This window comes from Nonomuraea sp. NPDC048826, from assembly GCF_043198225.1.
Classification (GTDB): domain Bacteria; phylum Actinomycetota; class Actinomycetes; order Streptosporangiales; family Streptosporangiaceae; genus Nonomuraea.
The window spans coordinates 293,008-313,264 of record NZ_JBICUQ010000004.1 but is presented as its reverse complement, the minus strand read 5'-3'; the positions used below and the strand labels follow the sequence as shown (position 1 = coordinate 313,264).

Here is a 20,257-nt window from a genome sequence, read left to right as displayed (position 1 = left end):
GGGGACGGCGGGTTCCGGCGCGACGACGCGCGGGGTGGGTTCCGGCGCGACGACGCGCGGGGTGGGTTCCGGCGCGATGACGCGCGTGGTGGTGCCCGGCGCGACGACCGGTACGGCCGGGACGAGCGTGGCGGTGACCGGCGTGACTTCCGGGGCGACAGCCGGGGTTCTTCGGTGCGCGCCGACAGGGGCGGCACGCGGGCCCGGTACGGGCGCGACGGCGGCTTCGAGCGGTCCGGCCGCGATAACTTCGAGCGTGGCGGGCGCGACGGTGGACGCGACGGCGGGCGCTTCGAGCGGGCTCCCCGCGACGACCGTCGTCCCTCCGGGGGTGACGAGTACGAGTACGAGTCGTTCGGCGGCGGGCCGAAGGAGGAGCGCGGCGGCTTCCGGGTGAACCGGAACGGGCGCAGGGAAGACTCCGACGCGCCGATCCGGGCCCGTTACGGCAAGCGCGAGGACGGCGCCGCCAGCCCGTACGCGGACCGTACGGGCGGCTCGCGCACCGAGGGCCGGACGGCTCGCGGCGATGACTTCCGCGGCGAGGGCCGGGCTTCCCGGGATGACGACTTCCGTGGCGAGGGCAGGTCGGCTCGCGGTGGTGACTTCCGGGGTGCGGGGCGGACGTCCCACGGGTCCCGTGGGGAAGGGCGCACGGGCCGCCGGGACGACTTCCGCGGCGGGTCCCGCAGGGACGAGGGCGCGCGCAGCGGCCGGGTGTCCAGGCGCGACGGCGTGCACACCATCGGCGACTCCCGGCGCGGCGCCGGCGAGCGCGACAAGCCCAAGGACCGGTTCAAGACCGCCCGGCAGCCCGTCCGCGACCGCGACTTCTACCCCGAGGGCTACACCGACGAGCGCGACACCACCGAGGTGCCCGGCGGCGTGCGGCTGCAGAAGGTGCTCGCCCAGGCCGGGGTGGCCAGCCGCAGGGCCTGCGAGGAGATGATCGGCGACGGCCGCGTCACCGTGGACGGCCAGGTGGTGCGCAGGTTCGGTGCCAAGGTCGACCCGGCCAAGCAGGTCATCCACGTCGACGGCAAGCGCATCCCGACCGCGCCCGACCTGGTCTACTACGCGCTGAACAAGCCCATCGGCGTGGTCTCCACCATGGAGGACCCGCAGGGCCGGCCGTGCCTGGCCGACTACGTGGAGGAGCTGGCTCCCCGGCTGTTCCACGTGGGCCGGCTCGACACCGAGACCGAGGGCCTGCTGCTGCTCACCAACGACGGCGAGCTGGCCAACCGGCTCACCCACCCCAGCTACGGGGTGCCGAAGAAGTACTGGGCCAAGGTGCCCGGCCCGATCCCGCGCGACCTGGGCCGCCGGCTCAAGCAGGGCGTCGAGCTGGAGGACGGCCTCGCCAAGGCCGACAGCTTCCAGATCGTGCAGGAGCACGGCCAGCAGGCGCTGGTCGAGGTGGTGCTGCACGAGGGCCGCAAGCACGTGGTGCGGCGGATGCTGGAGGAGTCCGGCCACCGGGTCATCGACCTGGCCCGGATCGAGTTCGGCCCGGTGAAGCTCGGCCGTACCAAGCCCGGCACGCTCAGGGCGCTGACGCTGCGTGAGGTCGGCGAGTTGTACGCGGCCGTGAAGCTGTAACCTGGCCACGAAGCTGGAGCCCGTGCGAACCTCCGCACGGGCTCTCCCGCTATAGAAGGAGCGAAGCGCATGGTGCGGGCGATCCGCGGGGCGATCCAGGTGGACGCCGACGACCGTGACTCGATCATCGAGGGGACGACCGAGCTGGTCGCCCAGGTCATGGAGCGCAACGAGCTCACCACGGACGACGTGATCAGCGTGCTGTTCACCGCCACGCCCGACCTGACCGCCGAGTTCCCGGCGCTGGCCGCGCGCAAGCTGGGGTTCCACGAGGTGCCGCTGATCTGCTGCACCGAGATCGACGTGCCGGGGGCGCTGCCCCGGGTGGTGCGGCTCATGGCGCACGTGGAGATCGACCGGCCGCGTTCGGCGATCCAGCACGTGTATCTGCGCGGTGCCGTCGCGCTCCGTCAGGACATCGCCCAATAATCCCTAGTACGTCCGCGTACGACTGAGATCAGGACAACGACATGGCCTCCGAACTCCGCACCGTGCTGGTGGTGGGCACCGGTCTCATCGGCACGTCCCTGGCGCTCGCGCTGCGCAAGCACGAGGTGCGCGTGCTGCTCGCCGACCGCGACCAGGGAGCCGTGCGGCTCGCCCGCGAGCTCGGCGCCGGTGAGGAGTGGCAGCCGGGGGAGAGCGCCGACCTGGCGGTGATCGCGGTGCCGCCCGGTCACGTCGCCACCGAGCTGATGCGGCTGCAGGAAGGCGGCGCGGCCCGGTTCTACACCGACGTGGCCAGCGTCAAGGCGGAGCCGATCGACCGGGCGCGCGAGCTGGGCTGCGACCTGGTCACGTACGTGGCCTCGCATCCGCTGGCCGGCCGGGAGCGGTCCGGGCCGGGGGCGGCCATGGCCGACCTGTTCCTGGGGCGGCCGTGGGCGTTCTGCCCCACGGCCGAGGCGTCTCCCGAGGCGAGGGAGGCGGTGCTGCGGCTGATCGACCTGTGCGGCGCCAACGCGGTCGAGGTCGAGGCCGCCGAGCACGACCGGGCGGTCGCGGTGGTCTCCCACGCGCCTCATGTGGCCGCCTCGGCGGTGGCGGCGCGTCTGGCCGACGCCTCCGACGTGGCGCTCGGCCTGGCGGGCCAGGGGGTGCGTGACGTGACCCGGATCGCGGGCGGCGACCCCGGCCTGTGGCTGGGCATCCTGTCCGGCAACTCGGCCCCGGTCGCCGAGGTGCTGGAGGCGGTCTCGCGTGACCTGGCCGAGGCCGCGACGGCGCTGCGGGCCCTGGCCGAGGGCGACGGCACCGCCTCAGGTGAGCTGACCCAGCTGCTCAAGCGGGGTGTCGCGGGCCACGGGCGGATCCCGGGCAAGCACGGTGGCCCGGCTGCCGCGTACACGGTCGTCCAGGTCGTCATCGGCGACCGTCCCGGCCAGTTGGCCCGGCTGTTCCAGGTGTGCGACGAGGTCGGGGTCAACGTCGAGGACGTCCGGCTGGAGCACGCGCCCGGCCTGCCGCTGGGTGTGGCCGAGCTGTCGGTGCATCCCGACGCGGGGGAGCGGCTCACCCGGGCGCTGCTGGAGCGCGGCTGGCAGGTGCCGTAGCCGCGCGGCGTCAGCGCAGGACGGGCCCCGGCGTGGATGCCGGGGCCCGCCCGCCGCTGGTCTCAGTGCCGGGTGACCGCCTGGCTGACGGCGTTGGGGCCGTCGTACTCGCGGTCCGGCATGGACTCCAGAGCCCTGATCAGGTCCTGGTCTGCGCCCTGGTCGCGGGCGGCCTCCAGCAGGTCGGCCTTGGTGGCCGGGTAGTCGACACCCTTGAGGTGCTTCTGCAGCTGAATCGGGTTCGGTGCTGTAGTCATAACGGTGAGCTACCCATCTGTCACGCTATGTAACGATCCAGCAACCGGCGGTCCCGTTCGACCTCCGGCGGCAGCGCCTCGCGGCGGGCGAGGGCGCGGCGCAGCCGGGGGAGCGCGTCGCGCAGCCCGCGCAGGCCCGCCCGGCCGTGCCGCACCGCCCGGAGCGTCTGCCTCGCCACCACGGGCCACGGGCGGCGCAGCACGGCCGTCAGCAGCGCGTTGCGCACCGCGAGAGCCTCCCGGCCCGCCGGGTCGCCGGGCCGTGACGGGTGATGGTGCGCCACCACGTCGTCGGCGTAGGCGAGGCCCCAGCCGCGGGCGGCCAGGTCCATCGCGAGCCGCTCCTCCTCGCCGAAGAAGAACACCACGTCGTCGAAGCCGCCGGCCTCCAGGAAGGCCTCCCTGCGCACGACCGCGCCGCACGCCAGGAAGCCGAGCACGCTCGGGCCGGGCAGGTCGTCGGCGACCCCCAGCGGCGAGCGGCGCATCTCCTCGCTGACCGGGTCGAGCCGCTGTTCCCGGCCGACCAGCACCCGCGCGCCGAGCAGGGCCAGGCGAGGGTGGGCGTCGAACAGGTCGGCCGCCCGCTCCAGCGCTCCCGGGGCCCACCACGAGTCGTCGTCGGCGAAGGCCACGTACGGCGTCCGCGCCAGCCGCACGCCCACGTTGCGTGCGGGCGCGCCCAGGTTGCCGTCGTTCTCCACCACCCGTACGCGCGGGTGGTGGCGGCGCACGAAACCGGCGGTGCCGTCGGTGGAGCCGTTGTCCACGAGGATCACCGGGCCGCGATGGTGCGGGAGCGAGCGCTGCAGAGCGCGCAGCCGGTCGCGGGTCATCACCACCACCGTCACCCTGCTGTCGTCCGTCACCCGCGCCCCCTGCCCCGCCGGGCGCGGATATTCGCCCTTGACGGTCCGGCGGGAGGGGCGTAGAAAGGCGGTAACAGCGTTACCGAGAAGAAACGGCGTTACCTTCCATGAGTGTGACCGCGTACCAGCAGGCCCAGCAAGAAGGGCAGAGCGTCGTGCGAGCCGTGATCCTCGACGCGGCCAAGAGCCTGCTGATCGCCGAGGGGCCCGCGGCGCTGACCGTGCGGCGCATCTCCGGCGAGGTCGGCTGCTCGACCAAGGTGATCTACACGCTGTTCGGCGGCAAGGACGGGCTCGGCCAGGCGCTCTGGGTGGAAGGGTTCGTCCAGTTCGAGCGCCGGTTGCTGGAGGTGCCGCACGACGACGACGCCCTCGCCCACCTGGGCGCCGGCATCGCCGCCTACCGTGAGTACGCCCTGGAGGAGCCCGACTACTACCGGGTGATGTTCCAAGGCGTTTTGTCCGGTTATGTATTGGATGAGACCGCCAGGAAGGCCGCGCGGCGGCCCTTCCGCATGCTCGTGAGCGGCGTGCAGCGATGCCTGGACGAAGGGCGGCTGCAGGGCGGCGCCGCGGTGGAGATCGCCGACATGCTCTGGATGGCCATGCACGGCGCCGTGAGCCTGGAGATCTCCGGATTCTTCGACCGGGCCGAGGCCGAACGCCGCTACCGCCTGCTGTGGACCTCGGTGCTCCACCCCTTCCTCGCCCCCTGACGAGAGGACGTCATGATGTCCACCCCGTACCGCGGCGGCTTCACGCCCGTCACTGAGGAGATCACCGCCTTCGACCTGGAGGTGACCGGCCGGATCCCGGCCGAGCTGAACGGCCGCTACCTGCGCAACGGCCCCAACCCGCTGAGCCTGGACGACCCGTCCGCCTCCCACCTGTTCCTCGGCGAGGGCATGGTGCACGGCGTGCGGCTGCGCGACGGCCGCGCCGAGTGGTACCGCAACCGCTGGGTGCGCAACGCCTCCGTGGCCCGGCGGCTCGGTGAGGAGCCGCGCTCCACGCGCAGCCACGGCGGGATGGACTTCGCCGCCAACACCCACGTGATCGGCGTCGCCGGACGCACGCTGGCCACCGTCGAGGCGGGGTCGATGCCGTACGAGCTGAGCTACGAGCTCGACACCATCGGCCCGTGCGACTTCGACGGCGGCCTGCCCGGCGGGTTCGCCGCGCACACCCACCTCGACCCGGTCAGCGGCGAGCTGCACGCGATGGCGTACTTCTTCGGCTGGAAGCACCACCAGCACATCGTGCTCGACGACAAGGGCACGGTCATCCGGACCAGGGACATCCCGATCGCCGACGCGCCCATGCTGCACGACTTCGCGCTCACCGAGAAGTACGTGGTCATCTACGACCTGCCGGTCACCTTCAGCATGGAGCACGCCGAGCGGGGCGCCTCGCTGCCGTACGCCTGGAACCCCGAGCACGGCTCACGGGTCGGCCTGCTGTCGCGGGCGACCGGCGAGGTGCGCTGGGTGGACGTGGCGCCGTGCTGGGTCTTCCACACGCTCAACGCCTACGACGACGGCGACCAGGTGGTGGTCGACCTGGTCCGCTACCGCGAGCGGTTCGTCGACGCCCGGCTCGACCTGGGCGGCCCGCCGACGCTCGACCGCTGGCGGATCGACCCGGTCGCGGGCACGGTCACCGAGACACGGCTGGACGACCGGTCCCAGGAGTTCCCGCGCATGGACGAGCGGCTGACCGGCAGGCCCTACCGCTACGGCTACACCGCGGCCTCCCGCGACCTCGACGACGTCGTCTACCCCGGGGTCACCGAGCTGGAGGACCTGCCCGACGAGGCCTTCGACAACACGCTGATCAAGCAGGACCTGACTGCCGGGACCCAGCAGACCAGGCAGTTCGGGCGCGGCGCGTACGTGGGCGAGCCGGTGTTCGTGCCGTCCGGCGACGGCGAGGACGACGGGTACGTGATGACCTTCGTCAACAATCCCGACCGGGGCGCGGCCGACCTGGTGATCCTGTCGGCGCAGGACTTCACCGGCTCCCCGGTGGCCACCGTCCATCTGCCGGCCCGGGTGCCGCTCGGCTTCCACGGGAGCTGGATCGCCGACTGACCGGCTCGCCGCGGTGCCGTGAGACGGTAACCTCGTCAGGTTGGGTCAGCACAGGTGAAGAGGGAGAGCCGTGGCCGGTCTGGTCGTCGCCATGGACGGCCCTTCGGGGTCGGGCAAGTCGAGCGCGTCGCGCGGGGTGGCCCGCGCGCTGGGTCTGCGCTACCTGGACACCGGGGCGCAATACCGGGCGATGACCTGGTGGATCCTCCGGCAGGGCGTCGACCTCGCCGACCCCGAGACGATCGCGGCCCGCTGCGGCGAGCCCGAGATCGTCTCCGGCACCGACCCCGACGGGCCCACGATCCACGTCGGCGACGTCGACGTGGCCGGGCCCATCCGTGAGGACGAGGTCACCTCGGCGGTCTCCGCCGTCGCGGCCGTGCCCGAGGTCCGGGCCCGGCTCGTCGCCCTGCAGCGGCAGATCATCGGCGCCGGCGACATCGTGGTCGAGGGCCGCGACATCGGCACCGTCGTCGCCCCCGACGCGCCCGTCAAGATCTACCTGACGGCCAGCCCCGAGGCCCGCGCCCTGCGCCGGTCGGCGGAGCTGGCCGGCACCACGGCGGAGGCGCAGCGGGAGGCCCTGGCCAGGCGCGACACGCTCGACTCGACACGCAAGACCGATCCACTCTCGATGGCGGATGGCGCCATCGAGCTCGACACCACCGCGCTCAACCTCGACGAGGTGATCGCGGAGGTGTTGAGACTGGTCAAGGAGCGCACCTGAGCGGTGCGGGACTCATAAGGATGACACATCATGTCTACGGGGGATTGGGTCGAGGCTGAGCTCGACGATCTCGAAGTTTCCGGCGACCACGGCGAGAGCGCGCCGTTGCCGGTGGTGGCCATCGTCGGACGGCCGAACGTCGGCAAGTCCACGCTGGTCAACCGCATCATCGGGCGCCGCGAGGCGGTCGTGGAGGACGTTCCCGGGGTGACCCGCGACCGGGTGACCTACGAGGCCAACTGGCGGGGCCGCCGCTTCACCGTGGTCGACACCGGCGGGTGGGACCCGGACGCCACCGGCATGGGGCTGCGCATCGCCGAGCAGGCCCAGGTCGCGGCCGAGCTGGCCGACGTGATCCTGTTCGTGGTCGACGCCACCGTGGGCGCCACCGACGCCGACGAGATCGTCGGCTCGGTGCTGCGCCAGTCCGGCAAGCCCGTCATCCTGGCCGCCAACAAGGTCGACAACCAGCTGGTCGAGCTGGAGGCGGCGGCGCTGTGGTCGCTCGGGCTCGGCGAGCCGCACCCCGTCTCCGCGCTGCACGGCCGCTCCAGCGGCGACCTGCTCGACGTGGTGCTCGACGCGCTGCCCGAGACGCCTCGCGAGCACTTCGCCGCCGAGCGTGGCCCCTACCGGGTGGCGCTGCTCGGCAAGCCCAACGTCGGCAAGTCCTCCCTGCTCAACAAGCTGGCGGGGGAGGAGCGGGTGCTGGTCGACCCGATGGCCGGCACCACCCGCGACCCCGTCGACGAGCTGATCGAGCTCGGCGGCCGGACGTGGCGGTTCGTCGACACGGCCGGCATCCGCCGGCGCGACCGCGAGCTGCAGGGCGCCGACTTCTACGCCGCCATGCGCACCCGCTCCGCGCTGGAGCGCTCGGAGGTGGCGATCGTGCTGATCGACGCCAGCGAGCCCCTCACCGAGCAGGACCTGCGCATCATCGGCCTGGTGATCGAGTCGGGCCGGGCCATGGTGGTCGCGTTCAACAAGTGGGACCTCGTCGACGAGGACCGCCGCTACTACCTGGAGAAGGAGATCGACCGGCAGCTCGTCCGCACCCCGTGGGCGCTGCGGGTCAACATCTCCGCCAAGACCGGCCGCCACGTCGACCGGCTGGTGCCCGCCCTGGAGCGGGCCCTGGAGTCCTGGTCGACCCGGGTGCCGACGTCCCGGCTCAACGCGTTCCTGACCGAGCTGGTGCAGCAGACGCCGCCCCCGGTGCGCGGCGGCAAGCAGCCGAAGATCCTGTTCGCCACCCAGGCGTCGATCGAGCCGCCCAAGTTCGTGCTGTTCACCTCCGGCTGGCTCGAAGACACCTACCGGCGTTTCATCGAGCGGCGCATCCGGGAGGAGTTCGGGTTCGCCGGCTCGCCGATCGAGGTCACGATGAAGATCAGGGAGAAGCGTCCGAAGAAGGATCGCTGACACCCCAGCTGACACACGGCTGATACCATCGGCGGCAAACGCTGACGGAGACGAGTAGCCGGGGCCCACGCGGGCCGAGAGAGCCGCCGGTGCTGTGAAGGCGGCCCCGCGTCCCCGGCGAAGACACTCCCGAGTGCGGGGAGGAAATGCCCCGCCGGCCTGACCCCCGTCACAGGGTCCGAGAGGCCGCCCGTGCCCCGGGCGGCGAAAGTGCGGTGGCACCGGGAGCTCCCTTCTCCCCCGCACTCCCAAGGGGTCATACACCTTCCTTACGAGGAGCTGTCATGATCTCTCGTGTTCTGTCCGCCGAGCTCGCCGAGCACGCCGGGCAACGAGTGACGATCGCCGGTTGGGTCCATCGCCGCCGGTTGCTGAAATCCGTGTCCTTCCTCGTCGTCAGGGACCGCTCCGGGCTGACTCAGGCGGTCACCGCGGGCGACCTGCCCGCCGAGGAGAGCGTCGTCGAGGTCACCGGCAGGGTGACCGTCAACCCGCAGGCGCCGGGCGGCGTCGAGTTGGCAGAACCGGAGATCGAGCTGCTGGCGCGGCCGGTCGAGCCGCCGCCGTTCGACCTGTTCAGGCCCGTGGTCCCGGCGACGCTGCCGACGGTGCTCGACCACGCGCCCGCCGCCCTGCGGCATCCGGTGCTGCGGGCGCCGCTGGAGATCTCGGCCGCCGGCGTGGCCGGGTTCCGCGCGGCCCTGGACCGGCTCGGGTTCACCGAGGTGCACACCCCGAAGATCGTCGCGTCGGCCACCGAGTCCGGCGCGAACGTCTTCGGCATCGACTACTTCGGCCGCCCCGCCTACCTCGCCCAGTCGCCGCAGTTCTACAAGCAGGCGATGGTGGGCGTGTTCGAGCGGGTGTACGAGGTCGGGCCGGTCTTCCGCGCCGAGCCGCACGACACCGTGCGCCACCTGGCCCAGTACACCAGCCTCGACGCCGAACTGGGCTTCGTCCGCGACCACCGGGACGTGATGGCCGTGCTCCGCGAGGCCCTGGCGGGCATGGTGGAGTCCGTACGCGAGCGCGCCGCCCCGGCCGTGGCCCGGATCGGGGCCGCGGTGCCGGAGGTGCCCGCCGAGATCCCGGAGATCCACTTCACCGAGGCGCAGCGGATGACCGGCGAGGACGAGCCGGACCTCTCGCCCGCCCAGGAGCGTTGGCTGTCGGAGTGGGCGCTGAAGGAGCACGGCTCGGAGTTCCTGTTCGTCACCGGCTACCCGATGGCCAAACGCCCCTTCTACACCCATCCCGACCCCGCCAGGCCCGGCTACTCCAACGGCTTCGACCTGCTCTTCCGCGGGCTGGAGCTGGTCACCGGCGGGCAGCGGCTGCACCGCCACCAGGACTACCTGGACGCGCTGGCCGCCCGGGGTGAGAGCGCGGAGCCGTACGAGGGATATCTGCGGACGTTCGCGTACGGGATGCCGCCGCACGGCGGGTTCGCCATCGGCCTGGAGCGGTGGACGGCGCGCCTGACGGGCGCGGCGAACATCCGCCAGGTCACCGCGTTCCCGCGCGACCTGCACCGCCTCACGCCGTAACGGCCCGGCCCGCCGTCCGGTGTCCCGGGCGGCGGGCCGGCCGGTACTCACCCGGTACGGGGAAGCCTCAGCACCCGGCGCAGGCCGGGGAGCACGCACAACCCGGTCACCGTCTGGCTGATCAGCAACGCGTAACCGACCCCGGTGACGCCGGCCATCGGGAACAGCGCGATGACCGAGGCGAAGACCAGCAGCGTCATGCCGATCTGGACGGTGGCCAGCTTCCTGGCCTCGCTGCGGGCCCGCAGGGTGCCGAGCCGGATCTCCACCAGCGCCATCGGCAGCACGCCCAGGGCCATCAGGCGCAGCAGCGGGGTGCCGGCCTCGGCCAGCTCCGGCCCGAACACGCGCAGGATCAGCGGCGCCCCCGCCACCACGACGGCCACCACCGGCCCGACGATCAGGAAGGTGCGGCGCAGCGCGTCGCGGGTGCTCCTGGCCAGCCGCCCGGCGTCGAGCGAGCCCTCGACGGTCAGCGACACCGCCATGTTGGCCGCCAGCAGCCCCATCATGCAGCCGAGCGTGTGGGTGACCGAGAAGTAGCCGAACAGCTCGGCGTCGTTCAGCCAGGCGCCCACCATCACCGGCACCAGATAGAGCACGAGCAGCGTGGACAGGGTGCCGGAGAAGTCGCCCGCCACGAACCGGCCGATCTCGCGCAGCCCGGGCGGGGAGGCGTTCGCGGCGGTGCGGGTCACGTGGCGGGGGACCGCCTGCCTGAAGATCAGCCAGGTGATCGGGACGAGCGCCAGCGCGGTGGGCACCATCCAGGACACGAAGATGCCGCCGAACAGCCCGCCCACCGGCAGCACCCCGGCCAGCACCACCAGCAGCGCCAGCTTGCCCAACCCGAACACCGTGCTGTTGACCGGCACCCAGACGGCCCGCCGCAGCCCGGCGAGCACCACGTCCTGCAGCGTGAAGATCGTCCACACCAGCACCGACGCCAGGAACACCACCGCGGGCACGAACCCGGCCAGCTCCCCGTAGGCCGGCCCCCACAGCGGCAGCGTCAGCAGGAACGCCAGCGCCGCCAGCACCGCCGTGACCCCGGCGACCCCGTAGCCGCGCAGGATCAGCCCGCCCGTGCCGCGCCCGGCCACCGGGATGAACCGCGCCATCACCCCCACGAACGCCAGCCCGACCAGCGAGGAGAACAGCCGCATCGCCGTGATCATCAGCTGGCCCTGGCCGAACGCCGCGGGATCGTACAGCCGCACGGCCAGGAACCAGTAGCCCAGCCCCAGCACCGCCGTGATCGCGGTGTTGGCCATGAGGGCGTAGCCCTGCAGGAAGAGCGGATCGCGCAGGTCGGTGCGGAGCCTGGCGAGCAGCCCGGCCCGGTCCTGGACCGCCCCGGTGTCACTGGTCATCGGAAGGCGGTCCTTTCAGTGGCGGGCGCACGCCCAGCCGCTCCAGCAGCGGGATCAGGCGGTGGGCGGAGAGCGGGTCGGCGGGCAGCACGTGCCCCGTCCACCAGCGGGCCGCCCCGGGGGTCGGACCGGGGGCGACCATGGTCGTCAGGTAGTCGTCGAGCGGCGGGTCGTAGACGAACCCCGGCACCACGCCGTGCGACTCCAGCTCGGCCACCACCCGGTCGCGGTCCGCCACGAGCAGCGGCACCCGCAGCAGCGGCCGCACCGGCGCCTCCGCCACCCCGGGCGCGGCCCACGGGGTGGCGCGCAGCGCCGCGACCCCGGCGAGCCTGCGCTCCCGCTCACGGTCGATCGCGCGGATCCGGGAACGGTGCAGGCGCAGCAGGGCCCGCCCCGGGCGCGTCCGCCAGTCGTCCAGGTCGATGCGGAGCAGCGGGTCCATCGCGTCGAGGTCGCCCGCCACCTTGGCCACCTCGTCGCCGGTGGTCGGGTATCGGTGGCCGGTCCACGTCATGAGGCCGAGCCGTTTGAGCGTGTGCCAGACCGGCCGCACCAGCCCGGTGCGCTGGACCGCCTCGCGCAGCAGCGGCCTCAGCACGGCCGAGATCTCCGCCCGGGCGGTGCCGGGCAGCAGCAGCTCCTCGCGGGCCGCGGCCAGCTCGGGCAGCGCGGCCGGGTCGGCGGTCGTCAGGAAGCCGCCCGACATCGCCCGCCCGTGCTTGGCCAGGCTGAACACCCCGGCCTCTCCCCACAGCCCGGCCGGGCGGCCGTCCGCCTCCGTCTGGAAGGCGTGCGCGGCGTCGTCCACCAGCACCAGCCCGTGCCGGTCGCACGCGGCGCGCAGCTCGGCCACCCGGTCGGGCAGCCCGTACAGATGGGTGGTGAGCACGCCCGTCAGCCCGGACCAGTCGACCCGGTCCACGTCGATGTTGCCGTCGCGGGCCGACACCGGAGCCATCACCGGCGTCAGCTCAGCGGCCAGCGCGATGAACAGCACGGTCTCGCAGTTCGTCGGCGCGATCAGCACCCGGTCGCCGGGCCGGAACCAGTGGCGCAGGGCCAGCAGCAGGCCGAACCGGGCCGACGGCACGTGCAGGCAGGCCTGGCCGAGCCGCTCGCCCATCAGGGCCTCGATCGTCCCGGTGGTCATCGCCCGCTCCGGCGCCGGCCGTAGGTCTTGAGCGCCCGGTCGGCCAGCCCGTAGAGCGCCGGGGAGTCGAGGATGGCCCGGCGGACCCGCCGCACCGGCTCGGTGCGCGCCCAGTGCGCGCCCGCCCGCGCGGTGCGCCGCCGCACCACGCCCTCGGCCACCGGAACGGTCCTGTCGGCGAGCGCGTCCTTGTACTCGTAGCCGGCGCCCACGCTCAGGTCGATCGCCTCCAGCCCGGCCTCGGCGGCTCCCTCGGCCATCCGCAGATGCTGGATCAGCCCGGGGGAGTACTTGGCGAAGGCCGGATCGTACGCGGGGAACCAGCCGACCAGGGCCGAGCGGCTGCGCAGGCCGAAGTGGCCGGCGACCGGGGCGCCGTCCACGTACAGCATCGACAGCACCCCGCCGAAGTCCTTGGCGTCGACGGCGTGCAGCCGTTCCACCAGCTCCACCACCCACGGCCGGGCGAACCGGTCGGCGCGGCCGCTGCGCTCGTACTGCTCGGACTTCCACGCGCGCAGCAGCCGGAACTCCTCGGCGGAGCCGACCGTGAACGCGGACGTCACCTCGCCCACGTCGCGGCCGAGCTTGCGCTCCTTGTACAAGGTGGTCTTGAGGAACTTCGGCGACCGTTCGCGCAGCCCCTCCAGGAAGGCCGGATAGCCGTCGGCCAGGTCGATCACGGCCGCGTCCTGCGTCAACGTGACATACGGGGCGAACCACGGCTGCTGGCGGACCAGACAGCCGAACTCCCACACGTGCAGCCCGCACCCCCGCAGCAGCGCCCCGGCGTCGAACGTGGCGCCCGGCCGGTGGATCACGCCCTGGCAGAGCGACACCCACGCGCCGGCGGCCGTTCCCACGCCGGAACGCTCCTCGTACGGGAAGAACCCGGCGATGCCGTCGTCGTCGCGGATCACCCCCACCCTGACCCGGTCCGTGACCTCGCCCATGGCCAGCGTGAAGTCAGGACTGAGAAAGGGATTGTCGAGGTGGGACTGCCCCCGTTGCATGTCCCGCCAGGCGCCGATCTCCGACGTGCTCAGCTCACGTGGATGTAACGCCCCGATCTCATACACGAACGCCCCCTGTCAGTGGATGTGAGGGTGAACAGCGTAGCGCCGGAGGATGCCCCGGATGACCTGGTTACGCGGGATCCTGGCGTGGTTCGGAGCCGCGTGGCAGGAACCACGCCAGCGCCGCGCCGAGCAGGCAGATGAACGCCGTGACCAGGAACATCTCGGTGTACTCGACATGCAGCGCCGCCCGCACGGCGGCCGTGTACTCGGCGAGCCGGCGGGTGTACTCGGCCGGGTCGACGCCGAACGGCACCGGGGTGTCGAGATGGGCGGTCAGCGACTGGAAGCGGTGGAAGCCCCAGGCCGAGACGGCGGCGATGCCGATCAGCATGCCCATCATCCGGGCCACCACGACCGCGGCCGACGCCACCCCGTGCTGGGCCGCAGGCGTCACCCGCAGCGCCGCCGCCGACACCGGCGCGATCACCAGGCCCACGCCCAGGCCCGCCACCACCAGCGTGAGGTCCATCGTCAGCCGGGACTCCGCCAGCTCCAGCGGCCAGCGGCTCATCAGCAGGTAGCCGGCCGCGGCCACCAGCAGGCCCGCCCCGGTGACCCCCCGGCCGCCGAGCCGGCGGGTCAGCAGCCCGCCCAGCAGCGCGCCGACCGGCAGCGCGATCAGGAACCTGCCCAGCACCAGCGCCGCGTCCAGCGCCTCAAGGCCGAGCAGCGTCTGCGCGGTGAACTGCACGAACACCATCGTGACCAGGAGCGCGGCCCCGGTCAGGAAGCTCACGGCCAGCGTGGCCAGCAGCGGGCCCTTGGGCACGCCGGTGAGGTCGAGCAGCCGTACGGGCGAGCGCACCTCCCACCAGACGAACACCGCGGTCGCCACGGCGCCGGCCCCGATCACCGGCGGGCCCCAGGCGGGCAGCACCGCCGCGGCGGGATCCGGGTTGTACAGCCCGACCACCAGCAGGCCGAGCGCCAGCGCGAGCAGCACGCCGCCGATCCAGTCGACCCGCACGCCCGCGGCGCCTTCCGGCCCTCTCGCCGTGTCGGCGGCCTCGTGGACCCCGGCCGGGCCTTGCCCAGCGGCCGGACGGCCGGGGATGGCCCATTGGACGGCGACCGCGGCGGCCAGGGCCAGTGGGACGTTGATCCAGAAGATGGCGTGCCAGTCGCCCAGCTCCACCCCGAACAGGGCGAAGCTGGGGATCAGCGCCAGCACCCCGCCGTACACCGGACCGAGCGCGCTGCCCAGCTCCTGGGCCGCGCCCACGGCCCCGAGCGCCACCGGCCGCTCGCGCTCGCCCCACAGGTCGCCGATGAGCGCCATCGTGATGGGCAGCAGCGCGCCTCCCGCCACCCCCTGGACGGTGCGGCCCGTCACCACCATGACCTCGGACGACGCCAGCGCCGTGAGCACCGACCCGAGCGCGAACGCCGCCAGGCAGGCGTGGATGAGCGGCCGTCGCCCGTAGCGGTCGGAGAGCTGGCCGAGCAGCGGCATCGCCGCCACGTAGCCGAGCAGGAAGCCGGTCACCACGGGCGTGGCCCGCTCCAGCCGGTTGAGCGGGATGCCCAGGTCGGTGGCGATGTCGATGAGGACGGTCACGACGACGTACGCGTCGAGCGCGGCCAGCAGGACCACCGCGCCGCCGACGCCGAGCGCGACCCGGCGCGCGCGCCTCATCCGGCCGACGGGGGCGGGGTGACCGTCACGGGCGCGTCGTAGTCGGAGAGCATGACGCTGACGGTGCCGTTCTGCAGCGGCAGCTCGATCTTGGTCAGCCGGCTGGTCGCCTTGTCGATCCAGACCTTGCCGTTGACCGGCTCGGTGACGCCCGGCACGAGCGGGCCGAGCGTCTGCTCGGAGAACCCGATCGCCACCCGGTAGGCGTCGCCCTCCTCGGCCTCGACCCGCGGGTCGCCGCCGGACTCGATCAGCTGGGCGATGCCCTTCGTGGGATCGAGGATCAGCGACGGGTCGTACAGCTGCGCCAGCTCCTTGCGGGTGAGCTTCTGGAAGCCGCCGGTCGGGCCCTTGAAGTGGACCGTGTCGCCGATCAGCGCGAAGGTGATCTCCTGGAGGCTGCCGAAGACCTCCAGCGTGATCGTGCCGTCGGCGTCGCCCTGCGCGGTGAGCCGGCCGTCGGCCTTCTTGACCGGCACGTTCGGCTTGCCGTCGGTGGCGATCGAGAACGCCGCGGACTTCACCGACCGCATCGCCTCGGCGGCCTTCTTCACCAGGTCGGGGCCCGCGGGCAGCTCTTCGCCGCCGCCGCCGGAGGAGCAGGCGGTCACGGCCGCGACGGCGAGGACGAGGAGCAGCTTTCTCAGCATGAAGCGGATCGTAGCGAGCCGGGAAGCCCGCCGCGCGCCGCCACCGGTATCGGTTGGGTGTCAGCGGAGCTTCTTCAGATGCTCCACGATCGGGGTGAAGGCCGCCTCCAGCGCGTTGAGCTGGTCGTCGGTCAGCCGGTCGACGAAGTGCTCGCGCACGCCGGTCACGTGGTCGGGCGCGACCCGCTGGATCGTGTCCCAGCCCTCGTCGGTCAGCACGGCGAAGGTGCCGCGGCGGTCGTCACGGCAGTCCTCGCGGACGACCAGGCCCTTGGCCTCCATCCGGGAGATCTGGTGGGACAGCCGGCTGCGCGACTGGATCGTCGCGTCGGCCAGATCGCTCATGCGCATCCGCCGGCCCGGGCTCTCGGAGAGGTTGACCAGGATCTCGTAGTCGTTGAGCGACAGCGAGTGCTCCTGCAGCTCCCGGTCGAGGCGGTGCATGAGGAGCTTGTGCAGGGCCAGGTGGGTACGCCAGGCACGCTGCTCAGCGGGGGAAAGCCAGCGAGGCGCGCTCATGATCTCCTATCCGGACACGGTCGTGGCCGCTGTGGTGGCGGCACTTACCAGGTTAACCGGGGATGGCGGCCCTTCTGGCAGGGGAGTCGGTGATGGCGGCGACCACGATGTCCGGCTCGGCCCGCCACTCCAGCAGATGGCGGCCCGCCCAGTCGCCGTCGCGGGCCGACAGCTCGTCCAGGGTCAGCTCGCCCCGCTTGATCAGCGCCTCCTTGCGCGCCCAGACCCGGATCACGTCCTCGTTGCCGTCGGCGTCCGCCCGTTCCCTGGGCGTGAGCGCCATCCCGGCGAGCATGCGGTCGAGCGGGCCGGGCGGCACCCGCTCGGCGTCGACGCCGACCCGGCCGTGCCCGGCCGCCGCGCACACGTAGCCGCGGGTGTGGCTCAGGCTGACGCCCACGGTCCTGGCCTCCTCCAGGTACGGCCTGCCGTGGCCGGGGCCGTGCACCTCGCAGTGCTGGGCGAGCGTGAGCCGGTCCGGGGCGACACCGAGGAACTCGGCCGCGCAGATGCGGACCAGCAGGTGGGCCGCGACGAACGCGTGGCGGTCGGCGTCGTGCCGGAACCGCATCGCCCGCTGCCGTTCGGCGGAGGTCAGCCACGTCAACGGGGCGTCCACTTCGTCCGGCCGCCCGCCCATCACCAGCGCCATGTCCGCAACGTACACCCGTGACTCAGATTTGCCCGTCCACCAACCCGGGCCAATTACGACAAATCCTAGGATTGATTGATAATTCGCCTATAACGCGCCCTGGGGGTGCGACATGGTTCAGCTCGTCAGAAGCGGACTCGAAGGGCTGCGCGAGAGATGCGCCGGACGCGTCGTCTCCCCGCAGGACGCCGACTACGAGGTCATGCGGAAGATCTGGAACGGCGCCATCGACCGCCGCCCCAGCGTGATCGTGCGGTGCGGCGGCCCGGAGGACGTCGAGGCGGCCGTCTCCTTCGCCAGGCAGGAGGGCCTGGAGATCTCGGTGCGCGGGGGCGGCCACGGCTTCGGCGGCGCCGCCGTGACCGACGGCGGCGTCATGCTGGACCTGAGCGCCCTGCGGCTGATCGACGTCGACGCCGCCAGCCGGTGGGCGTCCTGCGGCGCCGGCGCGACCTGGGCCGACCTCGACGCGGCGACGCAGGCGTACGGGCTGGCCACCCCCGGCGGCACGATTAGCCACACCGGCGTGGGCGGGCTGACGCTCGGCGGCGGCTTCGGCTGGCTGACCCGCGACCACGGGCTGACCGCCGACAACCTGGAGTCGGCCGACGTCGTGCTCGCCGACGGGAGGCAGGTGCACGCCTCGGTACGCGAGCACCCCGACCTGTTCTGGGCGCTGCGCGGCGGCGGCGGCAACTTCGGCGTCGTCACCTCCTTCGCCTACCGGCTGCACCCGGTCCCGCCGGACGTGCGGGTGGCGGTCCTGTTCTGGGAGGCCGAACGGGGCCCCGCCGCGGTCGAGGTCGTCGACCGGATCGTGACGAGCCTGCCGGAGCACGTCAGCGCGCTGATCGGGTTCGGCATGAGCGCGCCGCCCGCCCCGTTCGTGCCGGAGGAGCACCGCCTGCGGCCCGGGCACACGCTCATCCTGGCCGGGTTCGGGGAGCCGGAGCAGCACGTGGCCGTGGTGCAGCGCGTCGCGGACGCGCTGCCGCCGCTGTTCGCGTTCGCCGAGTCGATGCCGTACCCGCAGCTCCAGTCGCTGCTGGACGAGAGCGCGCCGTGGGGGGTGCCCGCCTACGAGAAGGCGCTCGACCTGCCCGCGCTCGGCCCGGAGGCGATCGCCACCCTCTGCGAGCACGCGGCGCGCAAGGGGTCGCCGATGTCGTTCGTGCCGACGTTCCGGCTCGACGGCGCCTTCAGCGCCGTCCCGGACGACGCCACCGCCTTCGGTGGCAGCCGCGAGCCGCACTACACGCTCTCCATCACCGCGCTCGCGTCCTCGGCGGACGCCCTGGAAGAGGAGAAGGAGTGGGTCCGCGACACCTGGTCGGCGATGCTCCCGCACGCCGGAGGGACCGGCACGTACGTGAACTTCATCGCCGACCAGGACGAGGACCGTGTGCGGGCCTCCTACGGCGAGGAGAAGTACGCCCGGCTGGCGGCGATCAAGGCCGCGTACGATCCGGACAACGTCTTCCACCTCAACGCGAACATCAAACCGGCCACCGGTCAGGCCGGGATGTAGCCGGGTGATCCGGACGGCGGCGTCGAGCCGACCCGCCGTTCCGCCTCGCCCCCGGGCTGCGGCACCGCCGGGCAGCGGGCGCCCACGGCCGGGAGCCTCAGCTCGATCAGGTAGCGGTCGACGGCCGACGCCGTGCAGTCGCTCCGGTCGTACACGCCGTGCCCCCAGCCCTCGTACGTCAACAGCCTGGCCGCCGGCCCGATCTGGCGCGCGGCCGCGACCGCCCACCCGTGCGGGCTGACCGGGTCGTGCAGGGAGTTGACGAGCAGCAGCGGAGGCGTGCCGTGGACGCGTAGCCGGTGCTGCGGGTTCGGGATCGGGGCGGGCGTGCCCGCGCAGGTCGCCAGCGCGCTGTGCGCGAGCGGGCTGATCAGCATGTCCGGCGCGATCCCGGCCGAGCGGCGCAGGTGCGCGGCGTACTCGCGGTGGTCGCGCACCGGCAGCAGGTAGTCCAGGCAGAAGACCCGCCACGGGTCGCTGACCGCCTCGTCCTGCCCGGCGGGATCGAGGGGCTCGCCGTTCTTCCGGCCGTCCGCCGTTCGTGCGACGGGCTCGCCGCTGTCCAGAGCGGCGAGGAACCGGGCCAGGTGGGAGTAGTCGGGGCGCTGGAACGCTCTGAGCGCCTCGCGCATGAGAGCCGGTCTGGTGAGCGGCGGGGCGGGCTCGTCCGGCTCGCCGGGGGCGGTCAGCTCGCCCTTCGCCGCCCGCTCCAGCAGGCCGGCCCAGACGGCCCGCACGTCCCGGCCGTGCAGCGCGCACGACGCCGTCCGCCCGCACCAGGCGGCGAACTCGTCGAAGGACTCCTGGGCCGCCCGCGACTCGGTGTCGAGGAAGGCGCGGATGCCCAGGCTGTGGTCCATGTTCCCGTCCAGCGCGAGCGCCCGCACCCGCCGCGGGTAACGCTCGGCGTAGAGCTGGCCGATCATCGTCCCGTACGAGGCGCCGAAGTAGGTGAGCTTCTGGTCACCGAGCGCGGCGCGCAGCGCCTCCAGGTCGCGCACCACGCTGCCGGTGTCGACGTGGTCGAAGAGCGGCCCGGTGCGCGCCCGGCAGTCCCGCCGGTAGCGCTCGTTGTGGGCCAGCAGCGCCTCGAACCCGGCCCGGCCGCTGACCGCGAGCGGGTCCGGCGCCTGACGCGCCAGCTCCGCCGAGCAGCGGACGGGGTGGCTGCGCCGCACGCCGCGCGGGTCGAAGCCGACCAGGTCGAAACGGCTGGTCACCTCGGGGGTGAAGCGGTCCGGCCGGAGGACCATGTCCACCCCCGAACCGCCGGGACCGCCGGGATTGACCACCAGTGAGCCGATACGGGCGCCGGTGGCCTTGCGCCGCGCCAGCGCCAGGTTGATCGTCGGCCCGCCGGGGCGGTCCCAGTCGACGGGCACGGCGAGTTCGCCGCACTCGGCGGACGGGTCGTCCTGGCAGGGCGTCCACGTGATCGTGCCCGCGCCGGCCGCCGCGCCGGCCGCCGTGGCGGGCGACGCGGGGGCTAAGGGGAGGACGGTGGCGGTGAGCAGGCTGAGAATCAGGGCTGGTCTTCGCATGTCAGGTCCCATCGTCGGAGAACCTGATCATCTGGGCGCCGACCCGACGGCACCAT

The 20,257-nt window shown here is 73.1% G+C and carries 19 protein-coding genes; 9 read left to right on the top strand and 10 right to left on the bottom strand.

The window, feature by feature from the left end:
- Nucleotides 1-174: 174 nt before the first annotated feature.
- The 3 genes from ACGFI7_RS15950 to ACGFI7_RS15940 all read left to right on the top strand — a co-directional run bounded on the left by ACGFI7_RS15950 (nucleotide 175) and on the right by ACGFI7_RS15940 (nucleotide 3,155).
- Complete coding sequence (locus tag ACGFI7_RS15950; protein WP_393404646.1) at nucleotides 175-1,602, top strand: pseudouridine synthase; 1,428 nt, start codon at nucleotides 175-177, stop codon at nucleotides 1,600-1,602.
- A 69-nt stretch (nucleotides 1,603-1,671) separates the two neighbouring features.
- Nucleotides 1,672-2,031 (top strand): chorismate mutase, encoded by a 360-nt coding sequence (gene aroH, locus ACGFI7_RS15945; protein ID WP_270159111.1) that lies wholly within the window; start codon nucleotides 1,672-1,674, stop codon nucleotides 2,029-2,031.
- Nucleotides 2,032-2,072: 41 nt separating this feature from the next.
- A complete protein-coding gene (locus ACGFI7_RS15940) occupies nucleotides 2,073-3,155 on the top strand; it encodes a prephenate dehydrogenase (RefSeq protein WP_393404643.1) in 1,083 nt (360 codons plus the stop codon).
- A 62-nt stretch (nucleotides 3,156-3,217) separates the two neighbouring features.
- On the opposite strand, the gene ACGFI7_RS15935 is transcribed toward ACGFI7_RS15940, so the two are convergent.
- Together ACGFI7_RS15935 and ACGFI7_RS15930 are read right to left on the bottom strand one after the other, a co-directional pair.
- Nucleotides 3,218-3,412: a DUF2795 domain-containing protein gene (locus ACGFI7_RS15935; RefSeq protein WP_393404640.1), complete on the bottom strand. Its 195-nt coding sequence runs from the start codon at nucleotides 3,410-3,412 to the stop codon at nucleotides 3,218-3,220.
- A 20-nt stretch (nucleotides 3,413-3,432) separates the two neighbouring features.
- The gene (locus ACGFI7_RS15930) at nucleotides 3,433-4,248 is read right to left on the bottom strand and encodes a glycosyltransferase family 2 protein (protein ID WP_393405673.1); all 816 of its coding nucleotides are present in this window, start codon (nucleotides 4,246-4,248) and stop codon (nucleotides 3,433-3,435) included.
- Nucleotides 4,249-4,388: 140 nt separating this feature from the next.
- Here ACGFI7_RS15930 and ACGFI7_RS15925 point away from each other — a divergent pair, with 140 nt between their 5' ends.
- The 5 genes from ACGFI7_RS15925 (at nucleotide 4,389) to aspS (ending at nucleotide 10,070) form a co-directional block, all read left to right on the top strand.
- Nucleotides 4,389-4,997 carry a TetR/AcrR family transcriptional regulator gene (locus ACGFI7_RS15925; RefSeq protein WP_393404637.1) on the top strand — a complete coding sequence of 203 codons (609 nt, stop codon included), beginning with the start codon at nucleotides 4,389-4,391 and terminating at the stop codon, nucleotides 4,995-4,997.
- Between the two features lie 12 nt (nucleotides 4,998-5,009).
- Nucleotides 5,010-6,371 (top strand): carotenoid oxygenase family protein, encoded by a 1,362-nt coding sequence (locus tag ACGFI7_RS15920; protein WP_393404634.1) that lies wholly within the window; start codon nucleotides 5,010-5,012, stop codon nucleotides 6,369-6,371.
- Between the two features lie 70 nt (nucleotides 6,372-6,441).
- The gene (gene cmk, locus ACGFI7_RS15915) at nucleotides 6,442-7,098 is read left to right on the top strand and encodes a (d)CMP kinase (protein WP_393404631.1); all 657 of its coding nucleotides are present in this window, start codon (nucleotides 6,442-6,444) and stop codon (nucleotides 7,096-7,098) included.
- Nucleotides 7,099-7,128: 30 nt separating this feature from the next.
- On the top strand, nucleotides 7,129-8,523 hold the full coding sequence (der, locus tag ACGFI7_RS15910) for a ribosome biogenesis GTPase Der (protein ID WP_393404628.1): 1,395 nt from the start codon (nucleotides 7,129-7,131) through the stop codon (nucleotides 8,521-8,523).
- A 284-nt stretch (nucleotides 8,524-8,807) separates the two neighbouring features.
- Nucleotides 8,808-10,070, top strand: coding sequence for an aspartate--tRNA(Asn) ligase (gene aspS / locus ACGFI7_RS15905; RefSeq protein ID WP_393404625.1), 1,263 nt, complete (start codon nucleotides 8,808-8,810; stop codon nucleotides 10,068-10,070).
- A 47-nt stretch (nucleotides 10,071-10,117) separates the two neighbouring features.
- Here aspS and ACGFI7_RS15900 read toward each other — a convergent pair whose 3' ends face one another.
- The 7 genes from ACGFI7_RS15900 to ACGFI7_RS15870 all read right to left on the bottom strand — a co-directional run bounded on the left by ACGFI7_RS15900 (nucleotide 10,118) and on the right by ACGFI7_RS15870 (nucleotide 17,132).
- The gene (locus tag ACGFI7_RS15900; protein WP_393404622.1) at nucleotides 10,118-11,443 is read right to left on the bottom strand and encodes a lipopolysaccharide biosynthesis protein; all 1,326 of its coding nucleotides are present in this window, start codon (nucleotides 11,441-11,443) and stop codon (nucleotides 10,118-10,120) included.
- Nucleotides 11,433-12,596: a DegT/DnrJ/EryC1/StrS family aminotransferase gene (locus ACGFI7_RS15895; protein WP_393404619.1), complete on the bottom strand. Its 1,164-nt coding sequence runs from the start codon at nucleotides 12,594-12,596 to the stop codon at nucleotides 11,433-11,435. Before ACGFI7_RS15895 ends, ACGFI7_RS15900 begins: the two co-directional genes overlap by 11 nt.
- Entirely contained in the window at nucleotides 12,593-13,675 is a 1,083-nt protein-coding gene (locus ACGFI7_RS15890) for a GNAT family N-acetyltransferase (RefSeq protein WP_393404616.1), read from the bottom strand. The genes ACGFI7_RS15895 and ACGFI7_RS15890 overlap by 4 nt, the downstream gene beginning before the upstream one ends.
- A 67-nt stretch (nucleotides 13,676-13,742) precedes the next feature.
- The gene (locus ACGFI7_RS15885; RefSeq protein ID WP_393404613.1) at nucleotides 13,743-15,311 is read right to left on the bottom strand and encodes an MFS transporter; all 1,569 of its coding nucleotides are present in this window, start codon (nucleotides 15,309-15,311) and stop codon (nucleotides 13,743-13,745) included.
- Complete coding sequence (locus ACGFI7_RS15880) at nucleotides 15,308-15,961, bottom strand: LppX_LprAFG lipoprotein (protein WP_393404610.1); 654 nt, start codon at nucleotides 15,959-15,961, stop codon at nucleotides 15,308-15,310. Before ACGFI7_RS15880 ends, ACGFI7_RS15885 begins: the two co-directional genes overlap by 4 nt.
- Before the next feature lie 60 nt (nucleotides 15,962-16,021).
- Nucleotides 16,022-16,480: a MarR family winged helix-turn-helix transcriptional regulator gene (locus ACGFI7_RS15875; protein WP_393404607.1), complete on the bottom strand. Its 459-nt coding sequence runs from the start codon at nucleotides 16,478-16,480 to the stop codon at nucleotides 16,022-16,024.
- A 52-nt stretch (nucleotides 16,481-16,532) separates the two neighbouring features.
- The gene (locus ACGFI7_RS15870; protein WP_393404604.1) at nucleotides 16,533-17,132 is read right to left on the bottom strand and encodes a 4'-phosphopantetheinyl transferase family protein; all 600 of its coding nucleotides are present in this window, start codon (nucleotides 17,130-17,132) and stop codon (nucleotides 16,533-16,535) included.
- A gap of 112 nt (nucleotides 17,133-17,244) precedes the next feature.
- On the opposite strand from ACGFI7_RS15870, the gene ACGFI7_RS15865 reads away from it, so the two are divergent.
- A complete protein-coding gene (locus ACGFI7_RS15865) occupies nucleotides 17,245-18,660 on the top strand; it encodes an FAD-binding oxidoreductase (protein ID WP_393404601.1) in 1,416 nt (471 codons plus the stop codon).
- Here the strand turns inward: ACGFI7_RS15865 and ACGFI7_RS15860 are convergent.
- Nucleotides 18,645-20,201 (bottom strand): alpha/beta hydrolase, encoded by a 1,557-nt coding sequence (locus ACGFI7_RS15860; protein ID WP_393404597.1) that lies wholly within the window; start codon nucleotides 20,199-20,201, stop codon nucleotides 18,645-18,647. The two genes, ACGFI7_RS15865 and ACGFI7_RS15860, sit on opposite strands and share 16 nt — an antisense overlap.
- Nucleotides 20,202-20,257 lie beyond the last annotated feature (56 nt).

Coding starts and splice junctions, on each gene's coding strand:
- aroH (WP_270159111.1), top strand. CDS start 1,672: ATGGTGCGGGCGATCCGCGGGGCGATCCAGGTGGACGCCGACGACCGT.
- ACGFI7_RS15940 (WP_393404643.1), top strand. CDS start 2,073: ATGGCCTCCGAACTCCGCACCGTGCTGGTGGTGGGCACCGGTCTCATC.
- ACGFI7_RS15935 (WP_393404640.1), bottom strand. CDS start 3,412: ATGACTACAGCACCGAACCCGATTCAGCTGCAGAAGCACCTCAAGGGT.
- ACGFI7_RS15930 (WP_393405673.1), bottom strand. CDS start 4,248: ATGACCCGCGACCGGCTGCGCGCTCTGCAGCGCTCGCTCCCGCACCAT.
- ACGFI7_RS15925 (WP_393404637.1), top strand. CDS start 4,389: ATGAGTGTGACCGCGTACCAGCAGGCCCAGCAAGAAGGGCAGAGCGTC.
- ACGFI7_RS15920 (WP_393404634.1), top strand. CDS start 5,010: ATGATGTCCACCCCGTACCGCGGCGGCTTCACGCCCGTCACTGAGGAG.
- der (WP_393404628.1), top strand. CDS start 7,129: ATGTCTACGGGGGATTGGGTCGAGGCTGAGCTCGACGATCTCGAAGTT.
- aspS (WP_393404625.1), top strand. CDS start 8,808: ATGATCTCTCGTGTTCTGTCCGCCGAGCTCGCCGAGCACGCCGGGCAA.
- ACGFI7_RS15900 (WP_393404622.1), bottom strand. CDS start 11,443: ATGACCAGTGACACCGGGGCGGTCCAGGACCGGGCCGGGCTGCTCGCC.
- ACGFI7_RS15895 (WP_393404619.1), bottom strand. CDS start 12,596: ATGACCACCGGGACGATCGAGGCCCTGATGGGCGAGCGGCTCGGCCAG.
- ACGFI7_RS15885 (WP_393404613.1), bottom strand. CDS start 15,311: ATGAGGCGCGCGCGCCGGGTCGCGCTCGGCGTCGGCGGCGCGGTGGTC.
- ACGFI7_RS15880 (WP_393404610.1), bottom strand. CDS start 15,961: ATGCTGAGAAAGCTGCTCCTCGTCCTCGCCGTCGCGGCCGTGACCGCC.
- ACGFI7_RS15875 (WP_393404607.1), bottom strand. CDS start 16,480: ATGAGCGCGCCTCGCTGGCTTTCCCCCGCTGAGCAGCGTGCCTGGCGT.
- ACGFI7_RS15870 (WP_393404604.1), bottom strand. CDS start 17,132: ATGGCGCTGGTGATGGGCGGGCGGCCGGACGAAGTGGACGCCCCGTTG.
- ACGFI7_RS15865 (WP_393404601.1), top strand. CDS start 17,245: ATGGTTCAGCTCGTCAGAAGCGGACTCGAAGGGCTGCGCGAGAGATGC.
- ACGFI7_RS15860 (WP_393404597.1), bottom strand. CDS start 20,201: ATGCGAAGACCAGCCCTGATTCTCAGCCTGCTCACCGCCACCGTCCTC.